Genomic DNA, 13,327 nt, shown 5'->3' with positions numbered 1-13,327 from the left:
CCGTGTGCCGGGGGAGTGTGTGCCCGAGGGGGATGACATTCCGGTGGGCCGTCGGGAGGATGGGGGCATGGTTGAGGAAGGTACGCTCCTTTGGGAACCCACCCCCCAGACCGTGCGGGACGCCAAGGTCACCCGTTACATGGAGTGGCTCGGCAGATCCGGTGACTACCAGGATCTGTGGCAGTGGTCGGTCGACTCGCCGGCTGAGTTCTGGGCGTCGCTCTGGGACTACTTCGGCGTGGTCGGGGAGCGAGGCGCGGGGCCCGTCCTGTCCGGGACGATGCCCGGGGCCGAGTGGTTCGCCGGATCGACGCTGAACTACGCCGAGAACGCGCTGCGCGGGGCGGAGGCCGACCCTGGGCGGCTCGCGGTGGTCTTCCGCGACGAGTCGGGGTCACGCCGTACGCTCACGCTGGGCGAGCTGGCCGGGGAGGTCGCGCGGGTCCGCGCCGGGCTGGCCGCGCTGGGCGTCGGGCGGGGAGACCGGGTCGCCGCCTACGCGCCGAACGTGCCCGAGACGCTGGTCGCCTTCCTCGCCACCGCCTCCCTCGGGGCCGTGTGGTCCTCGTGCTCCCCGGACTTCGGCGCCTCAAGCGTGATCGACCGCTTCACCCAGATCGAGCCGAAGGTGCTGGTCGCGATCGACGGCTACGCCTACAACGGCAGGTGGTTCGACCGCTCCCAGGTGGTCGAGGACATCGCGGCCAAACTGCCGACCCTGGCCGCCCGGGTACGGATGCCCCTGTACGGCGCGCCGCCCCGGGAAGCCGGGGAGAGCGGGGAGGCCGGGCACCGTACGGTCGAGTGGTCCGAGCTGCGGGCCGTGGAGGGGCCGCTCGGCTTCGAGCCGGTGCCCTTCGCCCACCCGCTGTGGATCGTCTACTCCTCGGGCACCACGGGGCTGCCGAAGCCGATCGTGCACGGGCACGGCGGCGTGGTGCTCGAACACCTCAAGGCGCTCTCCTTCCACCAGGACCTGGGGGAGGGCGACGTCTTCTTCTGGTACACCACGACCGGCTGGATGATGTGGAACTACCTCGTCGGCGGCCTGCTGGCCGGTTCGACGATCGTGCTGTACGACGGCTCGGCCACCCACCCGGGGACGGACGCGCTGTGGCGGCTGGCCGCCGAGGAGGGTGTCACCTACTTCGGCACGGGAGCGCCGTACATCGTGGCGTCCATGAAGGCGAACCTGCGCCCTTCGGGGCTCGGGGCGCTGCGGGGGGTCGGTTCGACCGGCTCGCCGCTGCCGCCGGAGGGCTTCGCCTGGGTGCACGACACGATGCCCGAGGTGCAGCTCGGCTCGTTCTCCGGCGGCACCGACGTGTGCACCGGCTTCGTCGGGGCGGTCCCGCTGCTGCCGGTCAGGGCCGGGGTCATCCCGTGCCGGTGCCTGGGGGCCAGGGTCGAGTCCTTCGACCCGTCGGGTGGTCCGGTGACCGGCGAGGTCGGGGAGCTGGTGCTGACCGCGCCGATGCCGTCGATGCCCGTCATGTTCTGGAACGACCCCGACGGGACGAGATACCGGGAGAGCTACTTCGCCGACTATCCCGGGGTGTGGCGGCACGGCGACTGGATCAAGATCCTGCCTGACGGCGGATGCGTGATCTACGGCCGTTCCGACTCCACCCTCAACCGGGGTGGAGTGCGGATGGGGACCAGCGAGTTCTACCGGGTGGTCGAGCGCTTCGAGGAGATCGCCGACAGCCTGGTGATCGACACCGGGCAGCTCGGCCAGGAGGGGCGTCTGCTGCTCTATGTCACGGTGGCCGAGGGGGCGAGCCTGTCCGACTCGCTGATCATGCGGCTGCGCCGGGCGATCAAGGAGGAGCTGTCCCCCAGGCACGTGCCCAACGAGATCGTCGAGGTCCCCGGCATCCCCCGCACGCTCAGCGGCAAGAAGCTGGAGGTCCCGATCCGCAAGATCCTCCTCGGCGTCCCCCCGGAGAAGGCGGCCAACCTCGACGCCATGGCCAACCCGGAGATCCTGTCCTACTTCGTCCCGGTCACCGATCCGGGGAAGTAGGGGCCGCGCCGAACAGCGGCAGGCAGGGTTCGAGACCGTGGATCCCGACCCCGAGCCCGCCTGCCCAGTCCTCGCGGGCCAGGCGCAGGCGCAGGGTCGTCACGGGCTCGCCCTGCCTGTTGTGGATCTGGACGCCGTCGTCGGCGTAGCCGAACTTGCGGGAGACCGCCAGGGAGGCGTGGTTGTCGGCGAACGCGCCCGAGGTGGCGTAGCGGGCGCCGAGACCCTCGAAGGCCAGGTGCAGTACGGCCGCGCGCATCTCGGTGCCGATGCCCCTGCCGTGGAAGCGCCTGCCCAGCCAGGAGCCGCTCGTGACCTCGCGGGTGACGGCGAAGTCGGTGGCCGCTATCGCCTGGGTGCCGACGACCTCTCCCTCGAAGACCACGGCGAACGCGCAGGTCCACTCGGCGGGGGTCCAGGCGCCCCACAGGGAGAAGTGGTACTGGATGGTCCTGCGAGCCCGCTCCTGCGGCTCGGCGTCGCTCCAGGGCACGATGAAGGGCATCGTGCCCTGGTCGTGAACCCCCTCGACGGCGCGGTCGGCGAGCCGGTCGAGGTCGTCGAGGGAGGGCAGGCGGAGTTCGAGACGTGGGGTGGTCACCCGTAGTCCGGTGAGGGGCCAGTTGCGCATCCCCCGATGCTGCCGTTCCGCCACACGCGGGTCCAGTCGTTTTGGAACCCGCAGCCCCGCCCGGCCCGAGGCCCGGGATTCCTCCCGGTCGCCCGGGACAGAGGGCTCATGTGCCCCGGGACACCCCCTGGATTCGATGGGCAAATGCTGAAAAATCCGGATTCGTTCCGTCGGGTGGTCGCCGGAACCGCCCTCCTCGCCTGGCCCGTCCTCGAATTCCTCGCCTTCCTGACCTCGCCCCCCTCCGCGACCCACGACCCCGCCGTCTTCCGGGAGCATCCCGACCTCGTCCAGGTCAGCGGCCTGCTGTTCCTCTGGGCGACGCTGGCCCTCGTCCCGGCCGTCCTCGGCCTGGCCCACCTGCTCCGCCGCCGGGCCCCGATGGCCGGGAACGTCGGCGCCGCGCTGGGACTGCTCGGCGCCGGGCACGCGCTCACGCTCTTCACCACCGACTTCTACGACCTGGCCCTGGCCCAGACCCTGCCGGACGTGCAGGCCGAGGCGGTCACGGCCCGGGCAGGCGAGCTGTGGGGCTTCCTGTACGGCATGCTGCTGCCCGGCTTCCTGACGCACATCGGGCTGTTCGTCCTGCTCGTCGGCCTGCTCACCGTCAGGATCGTCCCCTGGTGGGTGCCGGTCACCGCACTCGTCGGAACCCTCACGCCGTTCCTGACCCAGGACCGGGCACCCGCCGTACAGGCGCTCGGCGCGCTGTTCCACCTGCTCGCCTACGGCTGGGTCGCGCTGCGGGTGCTGCGGGCCTCGGACAGCGCGTGGAGGGCGGGCCTCACAGCCCCGCCCGCCTCGCCCGTGTGATCGCCTCGGCCCGGTCGTTCACCTGGAGCTTGGTGAAGACGGCGGAGACGTGGTTGCGAACCGTCTTGTGGCTCAGCCCGAGCCTGGCCGCGATCTGCGGGTTCGTCAGGCGTTCGGCCATCAGGCCGAGCACCTCCCGTTCCCGCCGGGTCAGCTCGGGCAGCGCGGGTCCCTGGCCGGTGGACGCGCGCTCCCGCTCGGTGAAGTAGCCGACCAGTCTGGCCGCGATGGCGGGGCCGAAGATGGCCTCGCCGTCGGCCGCCGCCTGCACCGCCCTGACCAGTTCCGCCCTGCGCGCGCCCTTGAGCACGTAACCGCGGGCCCCGGCCCGCACGGCGGCGAACACCGAGTCGTCGTCGTCCGACATGCTGAGCACGACCACCCGGATGTGCGGGTGGTCGCGGACGAGCCGCCCGGTCGCCGCGACCCCGCCCATGCCGGGCATCGTCAGGTCCATCAGCACCACGTCCGGCTGCAGCCGCCCGACCACCGCCAGCGCCTGCTCCCCGCTGGACACCTCGTCGGCGACCTCGATGTCCTGCGCGGTGGACAGCAGTGTGCGCAGCCCGGCGCGGAACCCGGCGTGGTCGTCAACGAGCAGGACCCGGATCATCGTGATCCCCTCCCTCACGTGCGGGAAGCGTGACCCTGACCAGGGTCCCGCCTCCTGGACGGTCCTCGGCCGCGAACGTGCCGCCGAGTTCGAGCGCCCGCTCACGCATCGACGCCAGCCCCACCCCGTCCGTTCCGGAGGGCCCCGAAGGTCCGGAGGGTACGGCCCGCAGCCCGTCGCCGTCGTCGGACACCTCAAGCATGAGCGTGCCCTCGGACACCTCGACCCGCAGCCACGCCTGGGACGCCCCGGCGTGCCTGCGCACGTTGGCCAGCGCCTCGGCCGCGACGCGGTAGGCGGCCACCTCGGTCGCCGCGGGCAGCGGCCCGAGCCCGTCCGGGGCCCGTACGGTCACCCGCAGGCCGGGCGGCTGCCGTACGGCGTGGGCGCGCAGGGCGCCGAGCAGGCCGAGGGTGTCGAGCGCGGGCGGGCGCAGCCCGTCGACCAGGGTCCGCACGTCGGCGACCGCGGCCTCGGCGTCGGCGACGATCTCGGTGAGCAGCCGCCGGGCGGGCCCGTCCTCGACCAGGTCGCACGCGGCCTCGGCCCGCATGGTCAGCGCGGCCAGCGTGGGGCCGAGCCCGTCGTGCAGGTCGCGCCTGAGCCTGCGGCGCTCCTCCTCCCTGGCCATCACGAGCCTCTCCCGCGAGCGCCGCAGGTCGGCGGTCAGCCGGGCGGCGTGCGCCGCGATCGCGACCTGCCTGGCCAGGTCGGTCAGCACCCGCAGGTCACGGGGGCCGAAGCCGCTCTCTCCTGGCCTGGGCGACAGGACGAGGTCGCCCGCCCGCTCGCCGTTGTGGGTCAGCGGCAGCCGTACCAGGGTGCCGGAGGGGGTGCCGAAGGCGTGCCGGGTGCCCGCCGAGGTCTCCACCGCCGCGTAGGGCAGCCGCAGCGCCTCGGCCACCGAGCGCGCCACCCCGGGCAGCACGCCGTCCGGCTCCCCGCTGTTCTCCAGGCGTTTGCCCAGACGGGTGAGGGCCGCGTAGGGGTCGTCCCGCTCGCCGTACATCAGCAGGTTCACCCAGCCCTGCAGCCGCCCGCGCAGCGGCGCGAAGGCGAGGGCGACGAGCCCGGCGGCCAGCACCGAGACGGACAGGTCCCCGCCGGGGAAGACCGCGCCCAGATAGGCCGCGACGGCCACGTATCCGGCGCTCACGCAGCCGGACAGCAGCGTGTACACCAGGGTCCTGTTGACCACCAGGTCGATGTCGAAGAGCCGGTGACGCAGGATCGCGACGCAGACGGCGGCCGGGAGCAGCGCCGTGGTTGCCGAGCCGAGCTCCCAGAGGGTGTCGGTCGCGGGCCAGATGCGCCCGGGGACCGCGTCGGTCAGCCCGGCGGCCAGGCGGGCGGCGACGACCAGCATCTCGACGCCGACCGCGTAGGCCAGCCACATGATCTGGCGGCGTTCCACCCCGCAGCTGCGCAGCGCCCTGCGGACCAGGTCGGCGCCGCCGACGACGAAGACCACCGCCATGAGGGCCGTCATCGCGGTCTCCGCCACCGGCGCGGGACCGGCCAGCGCCGCGACCCCGAGCGGGTTGACCACCCCGGTGCCGGCGCCGGTGCCGACCTGGTTGTTCTCACCGGGTCTGAGCGCGCTGAGCAGCATGACCGGTACGGCGGCGGCGAGCGTCAGACGGACCAGGCGCCGCAGGCCGGGGGAGGAGAGCGTCCCGCCCGGGAAGATCATCGGGATCAGGGTGATCGACAGGTTCGCCGGGACCCACAGCCAGGTCTGCGGCCAGGCGGCTGCCCGGGCGAGCGGCAGCGGGGGGCCGGTGACCAGGCCGAGGATGGCGTACTGGCCGCAGGCCTCCATCAGGGCGAAGCACAGGCCGCCGAGCGCCAGCGCCCGGCCGACCGGGTGCTCGGGGCGCCGCGAGCCGATCAGGCCGCCGGCGAGCGCGCAGGCGGCCACGAAGACCAGGTGACCGAGCCCGAGCGGGCCGACCCCGTTACGCGTGGCCAGTACGGCGGCGGCCACGACCAGCAGCGACGTCAGGGCGCAGCAGGCCCACGCGAGGCGCACGGTCATCGTGTCTCCCGAAAGCCTTCCGAGCCGGTCGCCACACCGTACCGGTGTTCTGTCCTGGTTCAGGAGGGCCGGTGTCCCGGGACACCCGGGTCAGAACCCCTGGGGTATCCGGAAGAGACGGCCGGGGTCGTAGGCGGCCTTGACCCGGGCGAGCCTGGTGGCGTTCGCGCCGTAGTAGGCCGAGCGCCAGCCGGCCAGCCCGGGATCGACGTAGTTGACGTAGGCGTGGTCGCCGAAGTGGGGGCGCATGGCGTTTCTGGCGTTCGCGGTCCAGGAGGCCGCGCCCGCGCGGTGGGCGTAGTACTGGACGCTGTAGAGCGCCGCCCGGTGCGGGAAGGCCGTCGCGTCGGGCCGCACCCGCCCCACGGCTCCGCCGAGGGCGTCCAGCAGCACCGTGTGGCTGCCGGGCCTGGCGACCTGGGCCACCAGGGTCCTGATCCCGGCCTCGGACAGCGGGGCGTAGGCCATGTGCGACCTGCCGCTGAAGGAGTCGCGCGGCAGCCTTCCGTCGCGGGTCTGCCCGGGAAGCGAGCCCTGCCGGTGGCACTGGGAGACCGTGAGCGTCGAGCAGCCCCCCATGATCATCATGGCGTGGCTGTAGGACGTCTGCTTGACGAAGGAGGAGGAGACCGGGCCGATCGCGCTCGTCAGCCGGTCGAGCAGCCGCTCGCACTCCGCCCTGCCGCCCAGGTGGAGGCCGCCGATCTGCACGTCCATCCCGCCGTCGCTGCTCAGGTGCATCGTGGACCACAGCTCGTCGGGTACGGCCCGCGACCACGACTGCCAGGCCTTGAGCGCCTTGGCGGCCCTGGCCCACGGCCAGTGCAGGAAGAACACCGTGACCTCGCGGGTCGGGTGGGTCCTGAAGCCGAAGGAGACCGCGACCCCGAGATTGCCGCCGCCCCCGCCCCGGCAGGCCCAGTAGAGGTCGGGCTCGTGATGGGCGTCGCACGTCAGCAGCCGCCCGTCGGCCGTGACGACCTGGACGGACTCCATGACGTCGCACGTCAGGCCGTACTTCCTGGACACCACGCCGATCCCGCCGCCGAGCGTCAGACCGCTGACGCCGACCGTGGGGCAGCTGCCCGCCGGGATGCTCACCCCGTGCGCGGCGAGCCTGTCGTAGACGTCGACCAGCTTGGCGCCCGCCCCGACGACGGCCCGTCCGCCCGAGTAGGAGACCTTGCTCATCCGGGAGACGTCGAGGACCAGCCCGGGGCCGCTCGACCAGCCCGCGTAGGAGTGCCCGCCCGACCGTACGGCCAGCGGCACCCCCATCCTCCTGGCGAAGGTCACGCACTCGGCCACGTCGGAGGGGTTGGCGCAGTAGGCCACGCCCGCGGGCCGTACCGCGTCGAAGGCGGTGTTGAACAGGCGGCGGGCGGCGTCGTAGGAGGCGTCGCCGGGCCGTACGAGGGTGCCGTCGAGACCCCGGCCGAGGGCGGTCCACTCCGCCGGGGTCGGACGTGGCGAGGAGGAGGGGGAAGCGGCTCCGATGGTGAGCGCGGCCATACCACCGAGCCTAAGGAACGTCCGCCTGTCCGGAGCGGGCTGCATGGTTGTTCTCCCCGTTGGGTGCTAGTCGTCTGTCCGGTGAGACGGCCGCGCCTACGGTCTGGTTGGTTACATTCACATCACGTCGCGGCTAATGGGGCCTTTGTCGGTGTGTGTGGTGATCGCGGTGGGGAGCCGCGGGGGATGTCGGCGTGGCGAGGGTGCCGTGGATCGCGGAAGCATAATCTTGGGGCGGAGGGCCGAGACGGGGACGCGGCGCGGCCGGCCGTGGGAGACTGGGGAACCAATCGGGTGCGGTCGGTCCGGGTTTGCGCCGCCGGTGAGGCGACGGGGATCCCGGGCTTCCGAGGGCTTCCCGACCCTCGACCGATCCCGGATGGAGCGCTCCACTTCCCCTGATGTTGGCCGTCCGTCACATTGACGTTTCACGGCTTTTCGGGTGGTATCAGAGCGGCGGCATGCTCAGGTCAACGGAGACCGGGGCGGGTGGCCGCTGGAGGTGTTGTGCCACGGGCCGTGCCCGCTGGACGGGGAGTCGGAGGGGTGGGCGATGGGCGGTCAAGTCCTGTCGCGCACGTCCGGGAACCGGCGCGCCATGAGCCCGCCTCGCGGCGGGCCGTCCACGCGGTGGCCGGGTGACAGATCCACGTAGGACCGGGCAGAGACGACCTAAAGCGACGTCTCTCTCGGTAGGCGGCATATGCCGCATTACTTCCCTCCTACTCGGGAACTACGACATTGATCGAAGATCCCTCTTCTAATACGAAAAATCCCTCACAAAGGAGTGAGAGCGACATGCCGCTCGACGAGGCGAAGGATGAGCTGCTGAGGAGTGCCGCCGAGATCTGCGGGCACACACCCGGCGGCGACCACGGGAGTGACGAGGAGGCACTCGACTTCCTCAGGCTCTACTACCGGCATGTCGCGCCAGAGGACCTGCTGGACCGCAACCCGGTCGACGTGTACGGCCCCGCGACGGCCCAGCGTCAGCTCGCCGACAAGCGTCCCCAGGGCCGGGCGCTGGTGCGCGCCTACACCCCCAGCCTGGAGGAGCACGGCTGGGACCCCGGCCGCTCGGTCATCGAGGTGGTGACCGACGACATGCCCTTCCTGGTCGACTCCGCGACCATGGAGCTCGACCGGCACGGCGTCACCACCCACCTGGTCGTCCACCCGCAGATGCGGGTGCGCAGGGACGTGACCGGCAAGCTGCTCGGCGGGGACCGCGACCAGGCCGCCGGGCAGGAGATCACCGAGTCCTGGATGCACTTCGAGATCGACCGGCAGAACGACCCGGCCGTGCTCAAGCAGCTGGAGACCGACCTGCAGCGGGTCCTTGAGGACGTCCGCTACGCCGTCGAGGACTTCGCCAAGATGCGGGCGCTGGCCCTGCAGACGGCCGAGGACGTCTCGGTCAACCCGCCCCCGCTCGACCTCGCGGGCGTCGAGGACAGCCTGGAGCTGATGCGCTGGCTGGCCGACGGCCACTTCACCTTCCTCGGCTACCGCGAGTACCGCCTTGAGGAGGGCGAGCAGGGCGACGCGCTGCGCCAGGTCCCGGGGACGGGCCTGGGCATCCTGCGCCACGACAAGGCGGGCTCGGAGAGCTTCGCCGCGCTCTCGCCCGAGCTGCGCGCCAAGGCCCGTGAGAAGCAGCAGATGCTGATCATCACCAAGGCCAACGCCAGGGCGACCGTGCACCGCCCCGCCTACCTCGACTACGTGGGCGTCAAGCTGTTCGACGACGCGGGAGAGGTCGTCGGCGAGCGCCGCTTCCTCGGCCTGTTCACCCACGTGGCCTACAGCGAGTCGATCTCCCGCATCCCGGTGCTGCGCCGCAAGCTGGCCGAGGTCCTCGACCTGGCCGGGCTCGCCGCCGACAGCCACGACGGCAAGGACCTCATCGAGATCCTGGAGACCTTCCCCAGGGACGAGCTGTTCCAGACCTCGGTCGAGCAGCTGCTGCCGATCGCGCTCGGCGTGCTCAGGCTGCGCGAGCGCAAGCAGGTCAAGGTCTTCCTGCGCCCCGACGACTACGGCCGCTACATCTCCTTCCTGATCTACCTCCCGCGTGACCGCTACACCACCCAGATCCGCATCAAGATGCAGGACCTCCTGCTCAAGGCGGTCGGCGGCACCTCCTGCGACTACAGCGCGATGATCGGCGAGTCCGCCCTCGCCCGGCTGCACGTGGTCGTGCGCGGCGAGCGCGGCAGGCCGCTGAACGTGCAGGAGCTGGACGTCGAGGAGCTTGAGGGCAGGCTGGCCGCGGCCACCCGCTCCTGGGACGACGACCTGGCCACCGCGATCACCGAGCTGAGCTCGGAGGAGGAGGCGCCCCGCCTCGTCCGGCGCTACGCCACGGCCTTCCCCGAGGGCTACAAGGCCGACTTCCCGCCCAGGCTGGCCGTCGCCGACCTGCGCCGCCTTGAGGCGCTCGCCGACTCGCCGCCGGACGAGATCGGGATGAACCTCTACGAGCCCTACGACGCCCCCGAGGGGGAGCGCCGCTTCAAGCTCTACCGGATCGGCGCGTCCATCTCCCTGTCGCACGTGCTGCCGCTGCTGCAGCGCCTGGGCGTCGAGGTCGTCGACGAGCGTCCCTACGAGATCGACCGCGACCGGGACCCGGCGACCAAGGACGCCTGGATCTACGACTTCGGGCTGCGCTACGACCTGTCGCCCGAGGTGGACAGGGACGAGTTCAAGCGGCTCTTCCAGGACGCCTTCGACGCCCTGTGGCGGGGCAGGGTCGAGAGCGACGGCTTCAACGCCCTGGTCCTGGCGGCCGGGCTGACCTGGGAGCAGGCCGAGATCCTGCGGGTCTACGCCAAGTACCTGCGCCAGGCGGGCACCACCTTCAGCCAGGACTACATCGAGCGGGTCCTGCTGGACAACGTACGGCTCGCCCGCCTGCTGGTGCGCCTGTTCGAGGCCAGGCACGACCCCAGGCGCGAGGAGGAGGTCCGCTCCGACCTGTCCGAGGCGCTGCACGAGGAGATCCTCGGCGCCCTCGACGACGTGGCCTCCCTGGACGAGGACCGCATCCTGCGGGCCTACCTGGAGATGATCGACGCCACGCTGCGGACGAACTACTTCCAGACCGTGGACGGGGCGCGCAAGCCGTACGTCAGCCTGAAGCTCGACTCGCCGTCGATCGGCGTGCTGCCGCTGCCGAGGCCGAAGTTCGAGATCTTCGTCTACTCGCCGCGGGTCGAGGGCGTGCACCTGCGCTTCGGCAAGGTCGCGCGAGGCGGCCTGCGCTGGTCGGACCGCAGGGAGGACTTCCGCACCGAGGTCCTCGGCCTGGTGAAGGCGCAGATGGTGAAGAACACCGTCATCGTCCCCACCGGCTCAAAGGGTGGCTTCGTGGTGAAGAATCCGCCGAAGTCCGGCACCCGTGAGGACCTGCTGGCCGAGGGCGTCGCCTGCTACCGGATGTTCATCTCCGGCCTGCTCGACGTCACCGACAACCTCGTCGACGGCGTGGTCGTCCCGCCCGCCGACGTGGTCAGGCACGACGGGGACGACACCTACCTCGTGGTCGCCGCGGACAAGGGCACCGCCACCTTCTCCGACATCGCCAACGCGGTGGCCAAGGAGTACGGCTTCTGGCTCGGGGACGCCTTCGCCTCCGGCGGCTCGATCGGCTACGACCACAAGGCCATGGGCATCACCGCCCGCGGCGCCTGGGAGTCCGTCAAGTACCACTTCCGCACCACCGGCGTCGACATCCAGACCACCGACTTCACCGTGGTCGGAATCGGCGACATGTCCGGCGACGTCTTCGGCAACGGCATGCTGCTGTCCCAGCACATCAGGCTGGTCGCGGCCTTCGACCACCGGCACATCTTCATCGACCCCGACCCCGACGCCGCCAGGAGCTACGCCGAGCGGGCCAGGCTCTTCGCGCTGCCGCGCAGCTCCTGGGCCGACTACGACCCCGCCCTCATCGGGCAGGGCGGCGGCGTCTGGCCTCGCACGGCCAAGTCGATCCCGGTCTCCCCGCAGGCGCGCGCCGCGCTCGGCATCGCCGACGGGGTGACCTCGCTGGCACCGAACGACCTGATCAGCGCCATCCTGCGGGCCCCGGTCGACCTGCTGTGGAACGGCGGCATCGGCACCTACGCCAAGGCGTCGAGCGAGTCCAACGCCGACGTGGGCGACAAGGCCAACGACGGCCTGCGGGTCAACGGCTCCGAGCTGCGCTGCAAGGTGGTCGGCGAGGGCGGCAACCTGGGCTTCACCCAGCTCGCCAGGATCGAGTTCGCCCGCGAGGGCGGCCTCGTCAACACCGACTTCATCGACAACTCCGCCGGGGTCGACACCTCCGACCACGAGGTGAACATCAAGATCCTGCTGGACCGCGCGGTCCGGGACGGCGAGCTGACCGACAGGCAGCGCAACGAGCTCTTCCTCGACATGACCGGCGAGGTCGGCGAACTGGTCCTGCGGGACAACCACGACCAGAACGTGGTGCTGGCCGCCGCCCGCGCCCAGGCGTCGGACATGCTGCACATCCACGCCCGCCAGCTGCGCAGGCTCGAACGGGCCGGGCTGGTCAACCGGGAGCTGGAGTTCCTGCCCTCGGACAAGGCCCTCGCCGAACGGCGCCAGGCCGGGCTCGGGCTGACCGCGCCGGAGTTCTCGGTGCTGCTGGCCTACACCAAGCTGGTCACCGACGCCGAGATCCTCGCCTCCGACCTGCCGGACGATCCCTACCTGGCCTCCTGGCTGGTGTCCTACTTCCCCTCGGCGCTGCGCGAGCGCATGCGGGAGCACATGGACACCCACCCGCTGCGCCGGGAGATCATCACGACCGGCGTGGTGAACGACCTGGTCAACTCGGGCGGCACCACCTTCATGTTCCGCCTGGGTGAGGAGAGCGGCGCCTCGGCGCCGGACATCGCCCGCGCCTACCTGGTCACCCGCGAGGTCTTCGACCTGCCGAGCTTCTGGCGTCAGGTCGAGGAGCTGGACAACAAGGTGGACACCTCCACCCAGATCGCCATGCTCCTGGAGTCCCGCAAGCTCGCCGAGCGCGGCACCCGCTGGCTGCTCGGCAACCGGCGCACGCCGCTCGACCTGGCCTCGACGGTGACCTTCTTCGCCAAGGGGATGAACGGCCTGCTGCCCCACCTGCCCAAGCTGCTCACCGGCTCCGACCTGGCGGGCTTCGAGGAGCGGCGCGACTCCTTCGTCGCCAGGGGGGTGCCGAACGAGCTGGCCGAGCGGGTCGCCTCGATGGTCCCGGCCTACTCCACCTTCGACCTGGTCGAGGTGGCCGTGCAGGCGAACCGTCCGGTCAACGAGGTCGCCGAGGTCTACTTCGACCTGGCCGACCGGCTCCAGCTGGCCAGGCTGCGCGAGCGGGTGATCGGGCTGCCGCGCGACAGCCGCTGGAACTCCATGGCGCGGGCCGCCCTCCGCGACGACCTCTACGCCGCCCACGCCTCGCTCACCCGGGACGTCCTGGCCCACAACACGCCCGGACTGACCCCGGAGGAGCGCCTGGCCCGCTGGACGGAGGCCAACTCGGCCGCCGTCTCCAGGGCCCGGCAGACCCTGTCGGAGATCTGGGAGAGCGACAACTTCGACCTGGCGACGCTGTCGGTCGCGCTGCGCGCCATCCGCACGCTGGTCGCCTCGACGAGCCTGCCGCTCGGCGAGTCCTGACGGCACCGCCGC

7 protein-coding genes are annotated in these 13,327 nt (G+C 71.7%); 3 read left to right on the top strand and 4 right to left on the bottom strand.

Annotated features, from left to right (window positions below):
• The first annotated feature begins 67 nt into the window (after window positions 1-67).
• A complete protein-coding gene (locus tag ABZ463_RS03035) occupies window positions 68-2,026 on the top strand; it encodes an acetoacetate--CoA ligase (protein WP_352009823.1) in 1,959 nt (652 codons plus the stop codon).
• Here ABZ463_RS03035 and ABZ463_RS03030 read toward each other — a convergent pair.
• A complete protein-coding gene (locus ABZ463_RS03030; protein ID WP_362772361.1) occupies window positions 2,007-2,657 on the bottom strand; it encodes a GNAT family protein in 651 nt (216 codons plus the stop codon). The genes ABZ463_RS03035 and ABZ463_RS03030 overlap by 20 nt on opposite strands.
• A gap of 174 nt (window positions 2,658-2,831) precedes the next feature.
• On the opposite strand from ABZ463_RS03030, the gene ABZ463_RS03025 reads away from it, so the two are divergent.
• Window positions 2,832-3,473 carry a hypothetical protein gene (locus ABZ463_RS03025; RefSeq protein WP_362772358.1) on the top strand — a complete coding sequence of 214 codons (642 nt, stop codon included), beginning with the start codon at window positions 2,832-2,834 and terminating at the stop codon, window positions 3,471-3,473.
• Here the strand turns inward: ABZ463_RS03025 and ABZ463_RS03020 are convergent.
• The 3 genes from ABZ463_RS03020 to ABZ463_RS03010 all read right to left on the bottom strand — a co-directional run bounded on the left by ABZ463_RS03020 (window position 3,445) and on the right by ABZ463_RS03010 (window position 7,636).
• Window positions 3,445-4,086, bottom strand: a complete 642-nt coding sequence (locus ABZ463_RS03020; protein ID WP_362772355.1) for a response regulator transcription factor — start codon at window positions 4,084-4,086, stop codon at window positions 3,445-3,447. The genes ABZ463_RS03025 and ABZ463_RS03020 overlap by 29 nt on opposite strands.
• A complete protein-coding gene (locus ABZ463_RS03015; protein WP_362772352.1) occupies window positions 4,064-6,124 on the bottom strand; it encodes a histidine kinase in 2,061 nt (686 codons plus the stop codon). The genes ABZ463_RS03020 and ABZ463_RS03015 overlap by 23 nt, the downstream gene beginning before the upstream one ends.
• Window positions 6,125-6,214: 90 nt before the next feature.
• Window positions 6,215-7,636 carry an FAD-binding oxidoreductase gene (locus ABZ463_RS03010; RefSeq protein WP_362772348.1) on the bottom strand — a complete coding sequence of 474 codons (1,422 nt, stop codon included), beginning with the start codon at window positions 7,634-7,636 and terminating at the stop codon, window positions 6,215-6,217.
• Window positions 7,637-8,434: 798 nt separating this feature from the next.
• Between ABZ463_RS03010 and ABZ463_RS03005 the strand changes: the two genes are divergently transcribed.
• On the top strand, window positions 8,435-13,315 hold the full coding sequence (locus ABZ463_RS03005; protein WP_352009817.1) for an NAD-glutamate dehydrogenase: 4,881 nt from the start codon (window positions 8,435-8,437) through the stop codon (window positions 13,313-13,315).
• The last annotated feature ends 12 nt before the right edge of the window (window positions 13,316-13,327 follow it).

It is taken from the genome of Streptosporangium sp. NPDC020145 (assembly GCF_040631275.1).
Classification (GTDB): Bacteria; Actinomycetota; Actinomycetes; order Streptosporangiales; family Streptosporangiaceae; genus Streptosporangium.
This window is presented reverse-complemented; position numbering and strand designations above follow the sequence as displayed.

Excerpts from the sequence above, each read along its gene's own strand:
- ABZ463_RS03015 (WP_362772352.1), bottom strand. The coding sequence starts at position 6,124 with ATGACCGTGCGCCTCGCGTGGGCCTGCTGCGCCCTGACGTCGCTGCTG.
- ABZ463_RS03030 (WP_362772361.1), bottom strand. The coding sequence starts at position 2,657 with ATGCGCAACTGGCCCCTCACCGGACTACGGGTGACCACCCCACGTCTC.
- ABZ463_RS03010 (WP_362772348.1), bottom strand. The coding sequence starts at position 7,636 with ATGGCCGCGCTCACCATCGGAGCCGCTTCCCCCTCCTCCTCGCCACGT.
- ABZ463_RS03035 (WP_352009823.1), top strand. The coding sequence starts at position 68 with ATGGTTGAGGAAGGTACGCTCCTTTGGGAACCCACCCCCCAGACCGTG.
- ABZ463_RS03020 (WP_362772355.1), bottom strand. The coding sequence starts at position 4,086 with ATGATCCGGGTCCTGCTCGTTGACGACCACGCCGGGTTCCGCGCCGGG.
- ABZ463_RS03005 (WP_352009817.1), top strand. The coding sequence starts at position 8,435 with ATGCCGCTCGACGAGGCGAAGGATGAGCTGCTGAGGAGTGCCGCCGAG.